This window comes from Pigmentiphaga daeguensis (assembly GCF_039523035.1).
Classification (GTDB): Bacteria; Pseudomonadota; Gammaproteobacteria; order Burkholderiales; family Burkholderiaceae_B; genus Pigmentiphaga; species Pigmentiphaga daeguensis.
The window spans coordinates 171,963-188,987 of sequence record NZ_BAAAEN010000006.1; the positions used below are offsets into that span (position 1 = coordinate 171,963).

A 17,025-nucleotide genomic window follows, 5' to 3' on the forward strand; every position below is an offset into this window, starting at 1 on the left:
CATCGTTAAATCTATAATCCCATATATTGGGAATAAAAATCCAGCATCTTGTGGATTTCCCTAGGAAAAATCCGTTTACCAAGCGTTATTTATGAGAAATCATTAGGATTAGAATCCCGCTATTTGGGCTTATCTGAATAACAAATATCCCATATTAAGGGACTTTTAATCCACGAGGAGATAGTGATGCCTGCAATCGCCCCCCTGCTGCCGAAACGGCAAGCTCTCGCCTGGCTGGCCGCCGCATGCACGGCCGTGGCCGGTTCCGGACCGGCCTCGGCCGGCGAAACGGATGGCGCCTATCCCGAGCGCACCGTCACCCTGGTCGTACCCTTCACGCCCGGCACCAGCGCCGACATCATCGCCCGCGTCATCGGCCCCAGGCTGGCCGAACGCTGGAAGGTCGCGGTAGTCACCGAAAACCGCCCGGGCGCGGGCGGCAATATCGGAGCGGAGCTGGTGGCGCGCGCCGCACCCGATGGCTACACCCTGCTCATGACGGCTACCGCCTTCGGCACCACGCCGGTCATCAACAGGCACACGCCGTTCGACCCCATCAAGTCTTTCCGCCCGATCGGCCTGGCCGCGACCAGCGCCATGGCCCTGGTCGCCCCGGGCAAGTTGCCGGCGCAGTCGGTGCAAGACCTGATCCAGCTCGCGCGCGCCCAGCCCGGCAAACTCAACTACGCCTCCCCCGGCACCGGCACCGCGCAGCACCTGGCCATGGAACTCCTCAAGCAGAGCGCCCAGCTGGACATGGTCCACATCCCCTACAAGGGCACGGCAGGCGCCCTCACGGACATCATGGGCGGGCACGCCCAGGCCATGGTGACGAGCCTGGGCGCGGCCACGCCTTTCCTGCAGAGCGGGCAATTGAAGGCGCTGGCCGTGATGAGCAAGAACCGGGTGCCGGAACTGCCCGGTACCTCCACGGTGGTGGAACAGGGACACCCGGAATTGGTGGTGGACACCTGGTATGGACTACTGGCGCCCGCCAATACGCCAGATGCGATCATCGGCAAGTGGAACAAGGACCTGAACGCGCTGCTGCGCGATCCGGACGTCATTGCCAGCCTCAAGAACCAGGGCCTGGTGGCAACGGGCGGCACCCCGCAGGAACTGGGAGCGCTGATCCAGAGCGAACTCGCGCGCTGGGCCAAGGTCGTGGCCGCGGCAAAGATCGCCGCGGATTGAAGGCGCCCGGCGGGAACGCTCCGGCCTTACAACAGGCCCTGCAGGATGGCCTGGGCCACGGCCGCCTGCTTGTTGTTGACCTGGAGCTTGGCAAAGGCATTGCCCAGGTGGAAGTTCACGGTCCGTTCGCTCACGCCCAAGATCTGGGCGGTCTCGCCACCGGTCTTGCCCATCGAGGCCCAATGCAGGCACTCCTGCTCGCGCGCGGAAAGCCGGATGGGAAGCGCGGGCTGATCCTGGTCCGGCAGGCGCAGATACGCATCCACCAGCAACGAAGCGGCGTGATGGCACAGGTCGGCCAATTGCGCATGCGTCTCGAGCCGGCTCGCCGCCGCGGGGGAATCGAACAGCAGCGCCAGGCAGGCTACCGTATCGCCGGGATGCAGGCCCTCGGCCACCAGGAACAGCGCGCCGTGCGCACCCAGGCGCCGCAACTCGTCGTGGGCGGATGAAGTTTCGCCGTCGTCCAGCGCGCGCCAGACCATGCGCACCTGACCGGATCGCCAGCCGGACGGCGCGACCAGCGGCGGAAGCTCCGGTCGGAAGCCTTCCCACCAACCCGGCGCATCCTCATACCGCAGCCGCAACACATTGCCGTCGCTGGTGCACTGGACGATGCACAGCGCGTAATGGGCGGCGCCAAGTTCCCAGGAAAACTCGCGGACGACCTTGCCGATGGCGGCGGGACAGGAGGCTTCAATCAACGGGCGCAGTGCCCGCAACGCGCGGGTACTGGGTCTCATGCTCTTCGATGCTGCGTGCTGCGCAATGCCAAAGATGAAGGGACGGGCTTCGTCATTTCACCAGAATGTCATTTTTGTAACATTCTATGACGAACTCACTGGTTTGTGAATAACTTTCTGAATGCGAAAGTGTCCGGAGAGGCGCGTCCTTATTGGTTCAGCAAAGACAGGTCCATTTCCGACGCGCGATTCAGGACCGCGGCGACCTTGGTCCGCAGCGCATTCGAATGGGCATGCAGGATCTCGCGCTTGACGTCCAGCAACTGCTGCGGATGCATCGAGAACTGCGTCAGGCCCAGGCCCAGCAACAGCCGCGTCAACTCGGTATCGCCCGCCATTTCGCCGCACACCGATACCGACTTGCCGGCGCGCGACCCCGCGTTGATGGTGTTGGCCACCAGGCGCAGCACCGCGGGATGCAGCGAGTCGTACAGCCCGGCCACGTCGGGATCCGCCCGGTCGATGGCCAGCGTGTACTGGATCAGGTCATTGGTGCCGATGGACAGGAAGTCGAAGGCCTCGACGAAAGGCTCGATGGCGATCGCCACCGCCGGGATCTCGACCATCGCGCCCACCTGGATGTTCTGGCCATAGGCCTGGCCGCGGACGTCGAGCTCCTGCCTGGCCGCCGCGATGGCGGCATAGGAAGCGCGCGCCTCGCGCAGGTGGGCCACCATGGGGATCAGTATCCGCACCGGGCCATGGGCCGAGGCGCGAAGAATGGCGCGCAGCTGCGTGGCGAACAGTTCGGGATGGGCCAGGCAGTAGCGGATCGCGCGCAGGCCCAGCGCCGGGTTGGTGGCCACGGTGGCCTCGCCGTCCAGCGTCTTGTCGGCGCCGATGTCCAGGGTGCGGATGGTGACGGGGCGCCCCGCCATCGTGCGCACCACCGAGGCATAGGCCTCGTACTGCTCGTCCTCGCCGGGCAGGCCGTCGCGCCCCATGAACAGGAATTCGCTGCGGAACAGGCCGATGCCCTCGGCCCCCGCGTCCAACGCCGCCTGCGCCTCTTCGGGCAGTTCGATGTTGGCCAGCATGGACACGACCACGCCGTCCAGCGTGATGGCCGGCACGTCGCGCAGCGTCGCCAGCGTGGCCCGCTCGCGCGCATAGTCGGCCTGGCGGGCACGGTACTCGGCCACGACGCGCGGCGGCGGGTTGACCAGCAGCACGCCGGCCTCGCCATCGACGATGACCATGTCGCCGTCGCGCAGCAGCGTGCGCGCCACGCCCAGCGCCACCACGGCGGGCACGCCCATGCTGCGGGCGACGATGGCCGTGTGCGAGGTCGCGCCGCCCAGGTCGGTGGTGAAGGCCGCGAAGCGCGCGCCGCGCAGCTTGAGCATGTCGGCGGGGGCGATGTCGTGCGCGACGACGATCAGCGGATCGCCATGGTCGTCGATGGCCGAGCCCTTCAAGCCGCGCGGCCGCCCGTTCGCCTCGGCCAGCGCGTGCAGGATGCGCTCGATCACCTGGCGCACGTCGCCGCCCCGCTCGCGCATGTACTCGTCGTCCATCTGCGCGAACTGTTCGGCCAGGGCCTGGCCCTGCGCGGTCAGCGCCCACTCGGCGTTGTAGTGGCGGGAACGGATGATCTCCAGCGGCTCGAGCGAGATCATCGCGTCGGCCAGGATCATGCTGTGCACCTGGAGGATGGCCCCCAGTTCGCGGGGCACGTCGGGGGGGAGATGGTCGGCCAGCTGGGCCAGCTCGTCGGAAGCGGCGCGAATGGCGGCGGCCAGGCGCGCGCACTCGGCCTCCACTTCCTCTTCATCGATACGATAGTGCGATACCTCTAGAGCGGCCGCGCCGATGACCACGGCGCGGCCGATGGCATAGCCGCGCGACACCCCCAGTCCGTGCAAGGCCAGCATCGAGGTCTCCATAGGCTACTCGGCCTCGCCGAACTTCTGCTCGAACAGCGCCCGGATCTGGTCCAGGGCCTCCTGGGCGTCCTCGCCCTCGGCATCGACGGTCACCTTGGTGCCGATGCCGGCCGCCAGCATCATGACGCCCATGATGCTCTTGGCATTGACGCGGCGCGTGCCGCGCGCGATGTGGATCTCGCTACGGAACCGGCTGGCGAGCTGCGTGAGCTTGGCGGATGCCCGCGCATGCAGGCCCAGCTTGTTGATAACGGCGATGTCGATGCTCGGCATGGTCAATGGTCTTCAGGTTCGCCGTCGACGCGCAAGACGCCTTGCGTGCCGCCGGCCAGGGCGCGCTGCGCCAGATCATCAAGGGAAAGGTGGCGGTAGGGCAAGGTGCGCAGCAACATCGGTATGTTGACGCCCGCCAGCACGGTGGTGGGCGTTCCCAGCCGCGACGCCTCGCGCGCCGCCCGGTCGGTCTGGTTGGCGGGCGTGGCGCCCACCACGTCGGTCAGCACCAGCACGCCTTCGCCGGCCGCCGCGGATTCGATGCGCTCGAGCACCGCGCGGAACATCTGGTCGGGATCCTCGTCGTTGCCGGCATCGTAGGCCAGCACGCCCGACAACTCGCCGAAGATGTGCGATGCGCAGGAAAGGAGCGACGAAGCCAGCGGTTCGTGCGCGACGATGACGACGCCGGTCATGCCGATCTCGCTTCCGGCTTCGCGGCGACGGCGTCCTCGAGGGCCCGCGCGAACATCGCGCCGACGTCGAAGCCGGTCTGCTCGGTGATTTCACAGAACGTGGTGGGGCTGGTCACGTTGATCTCGGTGACGTAGTCGCCGATCACGTCCAGGCCCACCAGCAGCAGCCCCCGCGCGGCGAGCTTCGGCCCCAGCTCGCGGGCGATGGCCAGGTCGCGCCCGGACAGCGGCTGCGCCACGCCCCGGCCGCCGGCGGCCAGGTTGCCGCGGGTCTCGCCCGCCTGCGGAATGCGCGCCAGGCAATACGGCACGGGCTCGCCGCCGATCAGCAGCACCCGCTTGTCGCCCTGCAGGATCTCGGGAATGTAGCGCTGCGCCATGATGCTGCGCTGGCCGTTGTCGGTCAGCGTCTCGAGGATGGCGTTCAGGTTCGCCTCCCGCGGCGCCAGCCGGAAGATCCCGGTGCCGCCCATGCCGTCCAGCGGCTTGACGATGACGTCGTGGTATTCGTTGTGGAAGGCCCGCAGGCGCGCCATGTCGCGCGTCACCAGCGTCGGCACCGTCAGGTGCGGGAACTCGGCGATCGCCAGCTTCTCGGGGTGGTTGCGGATCGCGGCGCCGGAATTGAACACGCGCGCGCCCTGGGCCTCGGCCCGCTCCAGCAGGTGGGTGGAATACACGTATTCCATGTCGAACGGCGGGTCTTTGCGCATCAACACCGCGTCGAAGGCGGTCAGCGGCTGGTCGCCCTCGGGGCCTTCCTTCCACCAGGCATGCTCGTGCAGGTCGGCGTCCGGAACCAGCTCGACGGGCCGGGAAGCGGTGCGCACCGCGCCGTCGATGACGTAGAGATCGCCCTGCATCGCCACGCTCAGCCGGTGGCCGCGGGCCACGAGGGCCCGCATCATCGCCACGGAGGTGTCCTTGTAGGCCTTTAGCGCGGGAAGCGGGTCAACAATGAAAAGTACGTGCATGATGGCCTTGAATGCCCGCCGGACGCGGGCGCGGAAAGGAATACTGATTCTAGCAAGCCGGCGCGGGCGCCGCCGAACCGTCCGCGTACCGGAAGGGCGCGGGCTGGCGCGAGCGGTCGTACACCGGCCGCCCCGCCACGTAGGTGGCGCGGACGGCGCGGTCGTCGCCCAGCGTCATCAGCACGAACAGCCGCTCCATCAGGTCGGCGCAATAGCGCATCCGGAAATCCATCAGGGGCGTGGACTTCAGGTCCAGCACCACCAGGTCGGCCTCGTAGCCCGGCTCGATCGCTCCCAGGCGGTCGTCCAGATAAAGCGCATGCGCGCCACCCCGAGTCGCCAGGTAGAACGCATGGGCGGCGGTCAGCCGCGTCTGGTTCAGGGCCGCCACCTTGTAAGCCTCGTTCAGCGTCTGCAACTGCGAGAAGGCCGTGCCGCCGCCTATGTCCGTGCCCAGCCCCACCCGCACCGGCCGGTCGGCCCGCTTGGCGTCGAACACCCGGAACAGCCCGCTGCCCAGGAACAGGTTGGACGTCGGACAGTGCGACAGCGCCGCCCCGGCCCGGTGGCAGGCGCACAACTCGTCTTCCGAGACGTGCACCGCGTGCGCGAAGATCGCGCGCGGCCCCGCCAGCCCGACCCGGCGGTAGACCTCGAAATAATCGCAGCAGTCCGGGAACAGCTCCGCGATCCAGCCCACCTCGCCCAGGTTCTCGCTCAGATGGGTCTGCATGTAGGTCCCGGGATGCTCGCGCCACAGGCGAGCGGCCGATTCCAGCTGCGCCTGGGACGAGGTCGCCGCGAAGCGCGGGGTGATGCAATACAGCTGCCGCCCCTTGCCGTGCCACTTGCGGATCAGGTTCCGGGAGTCCTCGTACCCGCTTTGCACCGTATCCCGCAGCGCCTCCGGCGCGTTGCGGTCCATCAGCACCTTGCCGGCGATCATGCGCGTGTCGAAGCGCTGCGAGGCCTGGAAGAACGCGTCCACCGACCCCGGATGCACCGTGCAGTACACCGCCGCCGTCGTCGTGCCCGCCCGCAGCAGCTCGCGCAGGAACAGTTCGCTGACCATCCCGGCGTGCGCCGGGTCGGCGAACTGCTGCTCGGTCACGAAGGTGTACTTGTTCAGCCACTCCAGCAGCTGCTCGCCGAAGGCGCCGATCATCTGGGTCTGCGGGTAATGGATGTGGGTGTCGACGAAGCCCGGCAAGATCAGGGCGTCCGGATAGTGCGCCACCGGCATGGAGCCTTCGACCGAGGCGCGCAGCCGGTCGTAGGGGCCGGCTTCCGCGATCCGGCCGTCCTCGATCACTACCAGCGCATCGGGCAGGTGGGTGTACGAGGCGTGCGGATCCGACAGGAAAGGATCGGCATGGAAACTCAGCGTGGCGCCGCGCAGGGCGTGACGGCCGGGGCCGAAGCGGGAGTCGGGGGCGTCAGGGCCCGGGCGGGAGCGGGTCATAGGCATCCTCGGGTTCGTCGGCGGGCAGGTCCTCGGACGTCGGCGCGGCGGGCCGCTCGCCTATCTGCTGCCGCCACATCGCATAATAAAGTCCCTTGCCTTCCAGCAGCCGCGCGTGGCTGCCCTGCTCCACGATACGCCCTTTTTCCAGCACGAAGATGGTGTCGGCCTGCATCACGGTCGACAGCCGGTGCGCGATCAGGATCGTGATCTGCGTGCGGCGCGCGCAGATGCGCCGCACCGTCTCGTTGATCTGTTCCTCGGTCAGCGAATCCAGCGCCGAGGTCGCCTCGTCGAAGATCAGGAGCCGGGGCTGGCGGATCAGCGCGCGGGCGATCGACAGGCGCTGCTTCTCGCCGCCCGACAGCTTCATCCCCATCTCGCCTATGGTCGTATCCAGCCCGTCCGGCGACTTCGTCAACAGATAGGCGCAGGACGCCTGTTCCATCGCCGTCACCATTTCCTCGTCGGTGGCGTCGGGCTTGACCAGGCGCAGGTTCTCGCGGATCGTGCCCGCGAACATGTGCGCCTCTTGCGTCACGAATCCGATCTGCCGCCGGACGCGGTTGAAGCGCAGCGCCGTCGTGGGCTGGCCGTTGTACGACACCGTCCCGCTGGCCGGCGGATACAGCCCCACCAACAGCTTCACCAGGGTCGACTTGCCCGAACCCGACGGCCCCACGAACGCGATCGTGTCACCCAGTTCCGCGTCGAACGACACGTCTTCCAGCGCGTAGTCCGGCGCCCCCTTGTGGCGAAAACAGACCTGCTCGAAACGCACGTCCCGCACCGGGCCCACGTCCACCGCGCCGGGTGGCCGCCGTTCCACCGGCTTCTTCATCAGCGCGCCGAAGTTCAGCAGCGAGGCATCCACCTCGCGATAGGCCAGGATGATGTTGCCCAGCTCCTGCAGCGGCGCGAAGATCGCTACCGAGATGAACTGCATCGCGATCAGTTCGCCCGGGCTCAGCACCTCGCGGAAAATCAGCCACAGCAGCGCGAACAGGATGGACAGCCGCAACAGGCTCAGCGTCATGCCCTGCAGGAAGGACAGCACCCGTATCCGCTTGACCTTCTCCATCTCCAGCGCGAAGATCGCCGCCGTCTGCGCCTGCAGGCGGCGGATCTCCGGATAGGTCAGCCCCAGGCTCTTGATCAGCTCCACGTTGCGCAACGACTCGGTGATGAAGCCCGAATTGCGGTTGGTCTCGCGCACGATGGAACGCTGCTGCGTCTTGATCTCGCGGCTGAGCAGGCCGGTCAGCCCGCCCAGCAGCAGCACCCCGACCAGGAACACCGGCACCAGCAGCCAGTTCTTCGTGACCGAATACCAGGTCAGGAAACCCACTCCCACCACCGCCGCGAACACCGTGTTGATAAAGGTGTTGATGAAACGCTCGCTGTCCGCCCGGACCTTCTGCAGCAGGGACAGCACCTCGCCGCTGCGCAGGTCCTCGAACTCCTGGAAGCGCAGGCGCAGCACCTGCCGCAGGCCGTCGTTGAAGAGATGCGTGCCCAGCTTCTGCACCACCAGCCGGGTCGTGTACTCCTGCAAGGCGCGGGCCAGGCGCGACAGGATGGCGATCCCCACCGCCAGGCCCAGCAGTCCCAGCACGCCCGTGACCAGCTCGTGCTCGGTCTTGCCGGCGCGATTGATCGCGTACTCGTCGATGATGCGGCCGAAGATGATGGGGTCGACCAGGGCCAGTACCTGGGAGACGCCCGCCAGCAGCAGCGCGACGAAGGCCAGGGAGCGGTGGGGCTTGAGGTAGGTCCACAGGAGGCGCATGGAGATCCTTGGGACGATGTATCGCCCCAGAGGATACCTCCAGGGTTGCGGGTGGACCAGGCACCCTTGGCCGATAATGATGCGCGAGGCAGCCGGATCGCCTTCGATACAGACCACGAGGCCGCCCACGGCCCGCTCCAGAGAGACACACATGCTGCTTCAGGACAAGACCGCCATCGTCTACGCCGCCGACGTCGCGGCCAAGGCCGGACGCATCGACGTCAGCCTGAACGCTGCCAGCATCCGCGGCGACCTGCAGGGCACTCCACTGCTGGACATGGCCATGGCCGATTTCATGGCGCCCGTGGAGACGGGCGTGCGGGCCAATTTCCTGACGATGCGCGGCGCGGCCCGGCACATGGTGCGGCAGGGGCACGGCGTCATCCTGGCGCTTTCGGCGACGTCCGCCGGCCTGTCCGGCCGGGATCGGGTCTACCACCGGACCGGCGGGTTCGCCGTCGCGTGCACGGCCATCGAGGCAATGGCCCGGACCTTCGCGGGGGAACTGGGGCGGCACGGCGTGCGCGTCGTCTGCCTGCGCTCGGACGCGCTGCCGGAGACCTGGCCGCCGGAAGCCGAGGCCGAGCTGCGCGAGATCCGGGACTACATGAATGCAGGAACGGCGCTGGGGCGCCTGCCGCGGATCGCCGAGGTGGCGGATGCGGCGGCCTTCGCGGCCTCCGACCGCGCGGGCGCGATGACGGGCGCCATCGTCAACCTGACCTGCGGATCCATCATGGACGCGGACTGAGACCGCCGTCAGCCCCGCTCGGCCGCCGCGATGTCCCGCCCGCCACACACGAACAGGTTCTGCCCCGTGACATAGGACGTCTCGTCCCGCAGGAAGAACATGGCCGCATTGGCCACGTCCTCGGGCTGCGCTACCCGTCCCATGGGAATCGAGGCCTCCAGCGCCAGGGCCCGCTCCGAGCCGGCGGGGTGGTAGACCCGTAGCATGGGCGTATCCACCGGCCCGGGGCTGACGACGTTGACATTGATGCCGTGCGGCGCCAGTTCAACCGCCAAGGCCCTGGCCATGCCCAGGATGCCGGACTTCACCGCGCCGTAGAGCGAGCTGCGCACGCGCCCCAGGCTGACCCGGCTGCCCAGCAGCACGATGTGCCCATGTCGCCGGGCTTTCATGGACGGGACCACGAGGCCGATGCATTGCATGGCGGCGCGCAGGTGGAGGTGCACGATGCGGTCGAAGCCTTCGGCGTCGAAAGCCTCGACTGGCGCCATGTGCGGTATTCCCGCGCAATGCACGAAGCCGGTCACGCGGTGCTCGCGCAAGATGGCCTCGCACACCTCCCGCGTGGCCACGGCGTCGGTCAGGTCGACGATCCGGTCCATGGCACCGAGCGGCACCGCGGGCGGCCGGTCGGACAGGTTGACCACCCGTCCGCCCTCTGCCAGCACACGCCGGGCAAGAGCCGCTCCTATCCCGCCACTGGCCCCGGTTATCACCGTCACGCCGTCATTGGGCGGCGCGGCCATCCCGGCCCTCCCGGGTCGAATCCACGGCGGCAGGCCCGGGCAGTCCGAACACTCGCACCGCGTTCTCGCCCAGCGTCTTGCGAAAGCTCGTATCCGACAAGGGAAGTTGCATGTACGCGTCCAGGCAGGCGTCGATCTCCCGCACCGGATATCCTGACCCGTACATCATCTGGTCCTGCAGGAACCCGTTGGCCGCCTGGACCAGCAGGTCTCCCCCAGGCATGAAGAGGTAGGCATCGGCCGATACGTATACGTTCTCGTGGCGATAGGCCACGCCCAGCAGCTCGGCGAAAAAGGGCCAGCAGGCGTGCCCGGCAACGATGGACAGGTTGGGAAAGTCCCGCGCCACCCCCTGGATGTACCGCGGGTGAGTATCCTCGATCTCCGGCCCCGCGAACGGTCCGGACATCAGCACCACCGGCACCTTGCGGTCATCGCACAACTCGTACAGCGGATAAAGGCGCCGGTCGTCCCAGTGCGTGGCGAGCGCGCTGCGCGTGGGCGCGATATGGATGCCGCGCAGGCCCAGGTCGTCGATGGCCCGGCGGGTTTCCTCCAGGGGGTCGCCGAAGTCCCCGCCCACGTCGATGCCCGCGACGCCCGACAGGCGGTCGGGATGGGCATGCACCACTTCGGCGATATGGTCGTTGGATACGTCGCTGCGCGGCGATCCGCCCGCGGCCGGCACCACCCGATGCACGCACAGCATCCGGTCCACGCCGGCGCGATCCGCCTCCTGGAAAAACAGTTCCACCGACGCATTCAGGTAGGACGGCGGGATGGTCTTCATTCCCAGGTGGCCACCGAAGAACTTCAAGTGATCCGGCGTGAAATAGGTCAGGATCTCCTTGGTAGGCGGGCGGGCTCGCAGGTCCACGACATGGTATCCGTCTCGCATGATTCTCCACTCCCCTCAAGTATCGGTTCGCGCTAGTCGGCCGTGATCGAGGCCGACTGGATCAGTTTGCCCCATTTGTCCGTTTCGCTGGCGATGAACGCGGCCAGCGCCTCGCCCGTCACCGATCTGGGCTCCACCGCCAATTGCCGCATCCGCTCGCGCATGTCGTCGGACTCCATGATCTTTCTGAGCGTCGCGCGCAGCTTGTCCAATACATCGGCTGGCGTGTGCGCCGGCGCCATGATGACGTTCCACGAGCTGGCGGCATACTCGGGAAAGCCCACCTCGGCCAGCGTCGGCACGTCCGGCAGCAGCGGCGAGCGCTTGTCGCCGGCCAGCGCGAGGATCTTCAGCATGCCGGACTTGTGCATCGTCATCGCCGTGGGCAGCACGTCCACGCAGAACTCCGCCTCGCCCGCCGCGATCGCCGCCAACGCGGGGCCCGCGCCCTTATAGGGCACGTGTACCGTGTCGAGCTTGTACGTGCGCACGAACAGCTCCGAGGCCAGGTGGCTGGGCGACCCCACGCCGGACGATGCATAGTTCACTTTGCCCGGATGCTTGCGTAGGTAGTCGACCAGCGCGGGGGCGGAGTCCGGCTCGAACTTGGGCGAACGCAGCAGCACCATCTGGGTGCTCGAGATCTGGATGACGGGAACGAAGTCGCGCTGCACGTCGTAAGGCAGTTTCTTGTACAGCGAGGGATTGATGGCCAGCGCGGCGCTGGACAGCAGCAATGTGTAGCCATCGGGCCTGGCGCGTGCGGCCTGCTCGGTGCCCACGACGCTGCCAGCGCCCCCCTTGTTCTCCACCACCACGGGCTGGCCCAGCTCGGCCGTCAACCGCGGCGCGATGATGCGGGCGAGCACGTCGTTCAGTCCGCCCACCGCGAACGGCACCACCATCTTGATGGGGCGATCGGGATAGCCGGCGGCGCATGCCGTGCCGCCTCCCAACAGCGAGACGAGGATCGTCGCGCAAAGACTCGACTGCCGGTTCATGCTGCCTCCTTGTGATCAGGTGACGAGGGCGTATCCGGAAATTGAAGCGGATTATAGGAATGGGGTCGCGGCGGCCCATTACCGTTTCGTCGCCGCATTTACGATGGCGTCCGATTAATTGCGCAGGCGATCCACGCCGGCGTCGCCGGCGCAAAAAATGAGATCAATGCGTAAATGGGAGGACAGTGGGATAACTACAAAGAATGAAGCCCCTCCTACACTCGCCGATGCCTTTTTCAACCATCAGGAGTCCCCATGCATCGTCGTCCGCCCCTCGTCCTGAAACAGGCTGCACTCCTCGCCCTGGCCTTCGGAGCCCATGCCCCCCTGCTTGCCGCCGAGGCCTTTCCCACGCGGCCCATCACGCTGACCGTGCCTTATGCGCCAGGCGGCGCGGGCGACATCCTCGGACGCTCGGTCGCCAAGGAACTGGCGGGCATCGCAGGCAAACCCGTGGTGGTCGAAAACAAACCCGGTGCGGGGGGCAACATCGGCGCCGAGCTCGTCGCGCGCGCCCAGGACAAGGACGGCCATACCCTGCTGCTCGGCGCCACGAGCCTGGCCAGCAACCCCAGCCTGATGCGCAGCATGCCCGTGGACCCGCTAAAGGACCTGGTCGCCATCAGCGGCGTGGCTTCGCTGCAGAACGTCATAGCGGTCAATCCGTCTTCCCGGCTGCGCAACGTGAGCGAGCTCGTCGCAGAGGCCAAGAAACATCCTGGCAAGCTGACCTTCGGCACCGCCGGCATCGGTACCTCCAGTCACCTGTCGGTCGAACTGTTCAAGGGCGAAGTCGGCGTGGACCTCCTTCACGTGCCGTACAAGAGCGGAGGACCGGCGATGGCCGACGTGATGGCGGGCAATCTCGACCTGGTGTTCGAATTGATGCCGGCGGTGGTGGGACACGTCCGCAGCGGCAAACTGCGCGGCATCGCCGTCACCGGGTCGGCGCGGTCCGAAGCGCTGCCCGATCTTCCCACCGTGGCGGAATCGGGCTATCCCAAGTATTCATTCGTCTCGTGGTTCGGCATCTTCGGCCCTTCCGGCATGGATTCCAGACGCGTGGCGCAACTCAACGAAATGATGGCCAAGGCCCTGGCGTCCGGCGAATTCAAGTCCCGGCTCGAGCAACTCGGAGCGGAAGGCATGTCGGGCTCTCCCGCCCAGTTCGACAGGTTCTTCCAGGGCGAAGTCGCCAAGTGGAAGCGTGTCGTGGCCGAGCAAGGACTTCCCTTGATGAACTGAAGAAGAAGGCGTGCCGTCCTTGATGGACGGCACGCCTTGGCGCTACTGCCAGGCAATACCCGTGAACTTGAGTTGCGACAACTCCTCGATGGCATAGCGCACGCCTTCCCTACCGGTGCCGCTCAGTTTCATGCCGCCGAAGGGGTACATGTCCAGGCGGAAGCGACTGGCCTCGTTCACCCACAACGCCCCCACCTCGAAAGACTCGGCGAACCGGAACGCCTGGCTCAGACTGCGGGTAAACACCGCCCCCTGGAGACCGAAGGGAGAATCATTGGCCAGTTCCAGTGCATGGTTGGCATCGCTGGCCCGGATCAGCACGGCCACAGGCCCGAAGACTTCCTCGTGCCATAGCCGCGCCGACGGTGAAAGCTCCTCGATGATGACCGGAGACAGGACCAGCCCCTCGCGGCGGGGCGCGAGCCGATAGCGTGCGCCCAGCGAGATCGCATCGTCGCACAGGGCCATGATGCGATCGGCCGACGCCTCGGACACCAGCGGGCCGACGTCCGTCCGCTCGTCGTCGGCGGGCCCGACCCGCATCCGTCCGGCAGCGGCGGCGAAACGTTCCGCGAACTCGTCGTAGATCCGCGCCTCGACGATGATCCGCTGCGCCGATATGCACTGTTGCCCGCTGGCCTCGAACGCCGCCGTGGCGATCTTGGCGACGGCCGACTCCAGGTCCGCGTCGGCCAGTACGACATTGGCGGCGCTCGACCCCAGTTCCGACACGAATCGGCGCACGCCCGTCGCCCTGGCCAGTGCTTCCCCGGCCTGCACCCCGCCCGTGAACGACACGACGCCGACGTCGGGATGGCCCGCCAGGGCCAGCGCCGTCGCCTTGTCGCCCGCCAGCACGTTCATCATGCCCGGAGGCAGGCCCGCCTCGACCGCCGCGGCAGCCAGGTGCAGGGCCGTGCGCAGCGACGCCGGAGCGGGCTTGGCCACGCACGCGTTGCCCGCCGCCAGCGCGGGGGCCAGTTTCTGCACGAGCAGGTTCACCGGCGCATTGAACGGCGTGATCGCACCCACGACCCCATAGGGGAAGCGGCGGGTGTAGCCGATGCGCCCCACGCCGGCGGGCACGGCATCCAGGGGCAGGACTTCGCCCCCCAGATGTGACAGCTCCGACATGCATGCTTCGACGAATTGCAGGCCCCGCGCCACCTCCCCGCGCGCCACGCGTATCGGCTTGCCGACGTCCTCGCTGATGAGGCGCGCCAAGGCCGCGGCCTCCCGGGACAGGGCGTCCTTCAGGCATTGCAGGTGCCGCAGGCGCACGGTCGACGGCGCAGGGCGCTGCGCCTGGAACGCGCGCCGCGCGCTGTCAACCGCCTGCGCCACGATGCCTTCGTCCGCCTCGGCAATGGCCAGCATGCCGCCGCTGCCGGCCTGGCGCCACGGCATGCGCGCCACGCCCGGCGCCACCCGGGCGCCGTCGATGAACGAGGCCTGTACCTCTCCAGCCAGCGTGTCCTTCATCGTCCGCCTCCCTGCTCGGCGCGCAGATGCCGGATGTTCATGTTCGCCAGGAACCCGATCAGCGGATGCAGCCCCATCTCGGCGAACTTGAGCTGGTCCATGTCCAGCAAGGCTCCGCGATGCGCCTCGCTGAGTTCGAAGCGGGCGACGTAGGCCCGCGGATCCGCGACGAAGGCACGCTGGTTGGCCTGATCGTAGGCCAGGCCATGCAGGGCGCGCGTCAGCTCCGCCAACTCGGGAGCGATGCGCGGATAGTGCGGGCGAGGAGCCGGCCGGGGCGGAGAAAAGAATCCCACCGAGGCATAGTTGTGGTGCCAGCTCGGATCCATCTGCACCACGTCGGGAACGCGCTCGCCCAGCGCTCCCGCGGCCACCGCCCAGCAGCGCAGCTCGATGTTGCCGGTATCGTCCAGCTTCGACTCGGCGTATCCGATCAGCGACTTCAGATTGCCGGTTCGCAGGGTGTCCAGTACCCGGTTGTCGAACTCCAGGTCGGGCTGGCTGTAGCGGTCCGTTCCAGGAAAATGCGACATGCCGCCGCTGGCGACGACGACCGTGCGCAAGCCAAGGCGGCGCACGGCGTTGGCCAACGCCACGCCGAAGGCATAGCATCGCTCAGTGGTCGGTTGCGGCGGCAGATAGGCGTTCACGTAGACCGGCAGTACGGGCGCGGATACCCCCAGGTGCGTCAACGGAATGCCGAGCGCATAGTCGATCTCGGCACTGCTGGTGAAGGCGGGATCGAAGCCCGACCGGTACAGGTCCTCGACGATCGCGAAGGAAATGTCGCTGGGCACCTGGTAGCGAAACCCCCGGCCCGCGAACTCGCCCCTGGCCACGCCACCCACGTGCAGCGTGAACGGCGGCGCGCACTGGTGGAAGAATTGCTGCGCATGGTCGTTGGCAATCATGATCCACAGCTCCGGCTCCAGCGCCTGCAGCCGCTCCCCGATCGATGCAGCCACGTCCCGAACGCGCTGGACGGTGTTCTTGTCCTCGGTATCGGGCAAGGTAAAGAACTGCGGGGCATGCGGCAGCATGGCGCCACCGACGATCAGATCCTGGGTCATTCCGTCTCTCCTTTCTTGGCAATGTGTCCTTGGGTGCCAGGGAGTGTAGGAACGCGGGCCTGGGCGGCCATTACGCCTGCGTCTGCCGATTTATGAATTCATCCGATTTTGTCTGGCCAGCCGATGGCGTTCGCCGGGGCCTTGGATATACTGTCCGCACACACGCAACATCGCCGTCTCATCGCCTTCGGGGCGAAGGAAGTGCCACGTGTCCAGAGTCCTAGCCGTTACCCATGGCCATATCGGCCGGGCCTGCCTGCTCGACAAGGTGCGTCCCGCAGGCCCGCATGCGCATCCCGTCCACCATGCCATGATCGAACTGGACGGCCCCTGCCATGAATACCAGGTTGGAGAAACGTCGGCGATGCTGGCCCCCCGCCACGCCGTCCTCGTCAATAGCCACGAACTGCACGCCAACCTCTCCGTCGGCCAGGGCAAGAGCACGATCCTGATGCTGTATTTCTCGCCCCTGTGGATCGAGGAACAGTTTCCCGGCCTGCCCTCTTATGTGCGTTTTTTTCGGCACAGCAGCGTTCAACTGGGAACACGCGCGGTCGAGCTCGCCCAGCGTCTGGCCAGGCACATGCTCGAGGCGGTCGAGCTCAACGCCCCCGAAGTCCAGGCCTTGTTCGGCGAGCTCGCCGAGCATCTTTGCCATCAGCACGGCCCCACCTATCCGAATCGCGAACGGCCTGCCCGCAGCAACGACTATCGCATCCGGCGGGCGATCTCGTTGATGCAGGAACACCTGGAAGAACCGCTGCCCACCCAGGAGATCGCCGCGCGGGTAGGCCTGTCCCGCTCCCGCTTCTTCGAACTGTTCACTGCCTGCACGGGCCTGTCGCCCAAGCACTATGTCAATATGCTGCGGCTGCATGCCGCGGTGGAGTATCTGGCCGACGACGCGGGTCCCATCGCCGAGCTGTCGCAGCGCTGCGGCTTTGGCGCGCAAAGCCATTTCTCGAAGTTCTTCGTCGACCAGCAGGGCTTCACTCCCCGGGACTACCGCCGCGCAGCGGTACCGGCCCTGCCCCGGCAGTGCGAGCACGCCGACGCCCGGCTCTGAGGCAAACGCGCCGGAAGCCGCCAGGGACT

Annotated in this window: 16 protein-coding genes; 4 read left to right on the forward strand and 12 right to left on the reverse strand. The window is 67.2% G+C overall.

Features of this window, described 5'->3' with window-relative positions:
- The first annotated feature begins 186 nt into the window (after positions 1-186).
- A complete protein-coding gene (locus tag ABD104_RS10580) occupies positions 187-1,194 on the forward strand; it encodes a Bug family tripartite tricarboxylate transporter substrate binding protein (protein ID WP_087838111.1) in 1,008 nt (335 codons plus the stop codon).
- A gap of 26 nt (positions 1,195-1,220) precedes the next feature.
- On the opposite strand, the gene ABD104_RS10585 is transcribed toward ABD104_RS10580, so the two are convergent.
- The 7 genes from ABD104_RS10585 to ABD104_RS10615 all read right to left on the reverse strand — a co-directional run bounded on the left by ABD104_RS10585 (position 1,221) and on the right by ABD104_RS10615 (position 8,737).
- Positions 1,221-1,937 carry a helix-turn-helix transcriptional regulator gene (locus ABD104_RS10585; protein ID WP_338616778.1) on the reverse strand — a complete coding sequence of 239 codons (717 nt, stop codon included), beginning with the start codon at positions 1,935-1,937 and terminating at the stop codon, positions 1,221-1,223.
- 149 nt (positions 1,938-2,086) lie between these two features.
- Positions 2,087-3,823, reverse strand: a complete 1,737-nt coding sequence (ptsP, locus tag ABD104_RS10590) for a phosphoenolpyruvate--protein phosphotransferase (protein ID WP_279817872.1) — start codon at positions 3,821-3,823, stop codon at positions 2,087-2,089.
- A gap of 3 nt (positions 3,824-3,826) precedes the next feature.
- Entirely contained in the window at positions 3,827-4,096 is a 270-nt protein-coding gene (locus ABD104_RS10595; protein WP_087838112.1) for an HPr family phosphocarrier protein, read from the reverse strand.
- Between the two features lie 2 nt (positions 4,097-4,098).
- Positions 4,099-4,512: a PTS sugar transporter subunit IIA gene (locus ABD104_RS10600; protein ID WP_087838113.1), complete on the reverse strand. Its 414-nt coding sequence runs from the start codon at positions 4,510-4,512 to the stop codon at positions 4,099-4,101.
- Positions 4,509-5,486, reverse strand: a complete 978-nt coding sequence (gshB, locus tag ABD104_RS10605) for a glutathione synthase (protein WP_132979495.1) — start codon at positions 5,484-5,486, stop codon at positions 4,509-4,511. The genes ABD104_RS10600 and gshB overlap by 4 nt, the downstream gene beginning before the upstream one ends.
- A 49-nt stretch (positions 5,487-5,535) precedes the next feature.
- Complete coding sequence (gene guaD, locus ABD104_RS10610; RefSeq protein WP_343927479.1) at positions 5,536-6,948, reverse strand: guanine deaminase; 1,413 nt, start codon at positions 6,946-6,948, stop codon at positions 5,536-5,538.
- Positions 6,923-8,737 (reverse strand): ABC transporter ATP-binding protein, encoded by a 1,815-nt coding sequence (locus ABD104_RS10615; protein WP_343927480.1) that lies wholly within the window; start codon positions 8,735-8,737, stop codon positions 6,923-6,925. Before ABD104_RS10615 ends, guaD begins: the two co-directional genes overlap by 26 nt.
- Before the next feature lie 151 nt (positions 8,738-8,888).
- On the opposite strand from ABD104_RS10615, the gene ABD104_RS10620 reads away from it, so the two are divergent.
- Positions 8,889-9,488 (forward strand): SDR family oxidoreductase, encoded by a 600-nt coding sequence (locus ABD104_RS10620; RefSeq protein WP_279817865.1) that lies wholly within the window; start codon positions 8,889-8,891, stop codon positions 9,486-9,488.
- Positions 9,489-9,496: 8 nt separating this feature from the next.
- Here ABD104_RS10620 and ABD104_RS10625 read toward each other — a convergent pair whose 3' ends face one another.
- From ABD104_RS10625 to ABD104_RS10635, 3 genes are read right to left on the reverse strand one after another with little or no spacing between them, the layout of a single operon-like run.
- On the reverse strand, positions 9,497-10,234 hold the full coding sequence (locus ABD104_RS10625; protein ID WP_087838118.1) for an SDR family NAD(P)-dependent oxidoreductase: 738 nt from the start codon (positions 10,232-10,234) through the stop codon (positions 9,497-9,499).
- A complete protein-coding gene (locus tag ABD104_RS10630; protein ID WP_087838119.1) occupies positions 10,215-11,132 on the reverse strand; it encodes an amidohydrolase family protein in 918 nt (305 codons plus the stop codon). Before ABD104_RS10630 ends, ABD104_RS10625 begins: the two co-directional genes overlap by 20 nt.
- Before the next feature lie 32 nt (positions 11,133-11,164).
- The gene (locus ABD104_RS10635) at positions 11,165-12,133 is read right to left on the reverse strand and encodes a Bug family tripartite tricarboxylate transporter substrate binding protein (RefSeq protein ID WP_132979491.1); all 969 of its coding nucleotides are present in this window, start codon (positions 12,131-12,133) and stop codon (positions 11,165-11,167) included.
- Positions 12,134-12,388: 255 nt separating this feature from the next.
- Here ABD104_RS10635 and ABD104_RS10640 point away from each other — a divergent pair, with 255 nt between their 5' ends.
- The gene (locus ABD104_RS10640; protein ID WP_343927481.1) at positions 12,389-13,378 is read left to right on the forward strand and encodes a Bug family tripartite tricarboxylate transporter substrate binding protein; all 990 of its coding nucleotides are present in this window, start codon (positions 12,389-12,391) and stop codon (positions 13,376-13,378) included.
- Between the two features lie 42 nt (positions 13,379-13,420).
- Here the strand turns inward: ABD104_RS10640 and ABD104_RS10645 are convergent, their stop codons facing one another.
- Together ABD104_RS10645 and ABD104_RS10650 are read right to left on the reverse strand one after the other, a co-directional pair.
- Positions 13,421-14,860 carry an aldehyde dehydrogenase family protein gene (locus ABD104_RS10645; protein ID WP_279817859.1) on the reverse strand — a complete coding sequence of 480 codons (1,440 nt, stop codon included), beginning with the start codon at positions 14,858-14,860 and terminating at the stop codon, positions 13,421-13,423.
- A complete protein-coding gene (locus ABD104_RS10650) occupies positions 14,857-15,930 on the reverse strand; it encodes a DODA-type extradiol aromatic ring-opening family dioxygenase (protein ID WP_087838123.1) in 1,074 nt (357 codons plus the stop codon). Before ABD104_RS10650 ends, ABD104_RS10645 begins: the two co-directional genes overlap by 4 nt.
- 208 nt (positions 15,931-16,138) lie before the next feature.
- On the opposite strand from ABD104_RS10650, the gene ABD104_RS10655 reads away from it, so the two are divergent.
- Positions 16,139-16,996: a helix-turn-helix domain-containing protein gene (locus tag ABD104_RS10655; protein ID WP_132979489.1), complete on the forward strand. Its 858-nt coding sequence runs from the start codon at positions 16,139-16,141 to the stop codon at positions 16,994-16,996.
- Positions 16,997-17,025 lie beyond the last annotated feature (29 nt).

Excerpts from the sequence above, each read along its gene's own strand:
- guaD (WP_343927479.1), bottom strand. The coding sequence starts at position 6,948 with ATGACCCGCTCCCGCCCGGGCCCTGACGCCCCCGACTCCCGCTTCGGC.
- ABD104_RS10650 (WP_087838123.1), bottom strand. The coding sequence starts at position 15,930 with ATGACCCAGGATCTGATCGTCGGTGGCGCCATGCTGCCGCATGCCCCG.
- ABD104_RS10635 (WP_132979491.1), bottom strand. The coding sequence starts at position 12,133 with ATGAACCGGCAGTCGAGTCTTTGCGCGACGATCCTCGTCTCGCTGTTG.
- ABD104_RS10600 (WP_087838113.1), bottom strand. The coding sequence starts at position 4,512 with ATGACCGGCGTCGTCATCGTCGCGCACGAACCGCTGGCTTCGTCGCTC.
- ptsP (WP_279817872.1), bottom strand. The coding sequence starts at position 3,823 with ATGGAGACCTCGATGCTGGCCTTGCACGGACTGGGGGTGTCGCGCGGC.
- ABD104_RS10585 (WP_338616778.1), bottom strand. The coding sequence starts at position 1,937 with ATGAGACCCAGTACCCGCGCGTTGCGGGCACTGCGCCCGTTGATTGAA.
- ABD104_RS10625 (WP_087838118.1), bottom strand. The coding sequence starts at position 10,234 with ATGGCCGCGCCGCCCAATGACGGCGTGACGGTGATAACCGGGGCCAGT.
- ABD104_RS10640 (WP_343927481.1), top strand. The coding sequence starts at position 12,389 with ATGCATCGTCGTCCGCCCCTCGTCCTGAAACAGGCTGCACTCCTCGCC.
- ABD104_RS10595 (WP_087838112.1), bottom strand. The coding sequence starts at position 4,096 with ATGCCGAGCATCGACATCGCCGTTATCAACAAGCTGGGCCTGCATGCG.
- ABD104_RS10630 (WP_087838119.1), bottom strand. The coding sequence starts at position 11,132 with ATGCGAGACGGATACCATGTCGTGGACCTGCGAGCCCGCCCGCCTACC.
- gshB (WP_132979495.1), bottom strand. The coding sequence starts at position 5,486 with ATGCACGTACTTTTCATTGTTGACCCGCTTCCCGCGCTAAAGGCCTAC.
- ABD104_RS10615 (WP_343927480.1), bottom strand. The coding sequence starts at position 8,737 with ATGCGCCTCCTGTGGACCTACCTCAAGCCCCACCGCTCCCTGGCCTTC.
- ABD104_RS10580 (WP_087838111.1), top strand. The coding sequence starts at position 187 with ATGCCTGCAATCGCCCCCCTGCTGCCGAAACGGCAAGCTCTCGCCTGG.
- ABD104_RS10620 (WP_279817865.1), top strand. The coding sequence starts at position 8,889 with ATGCTGCTTCAGGACAAGACCGCCATCGTCTACGCCGCCGACGTCGCG.
- ABD104_RS10645 (WP_279817859.1), bottom strand. The coding sequence starts at position 14,860 with ATGAAGGACACGCTGGCTGGAGAGGTACAGGCCTCGTTCATCGACGGC.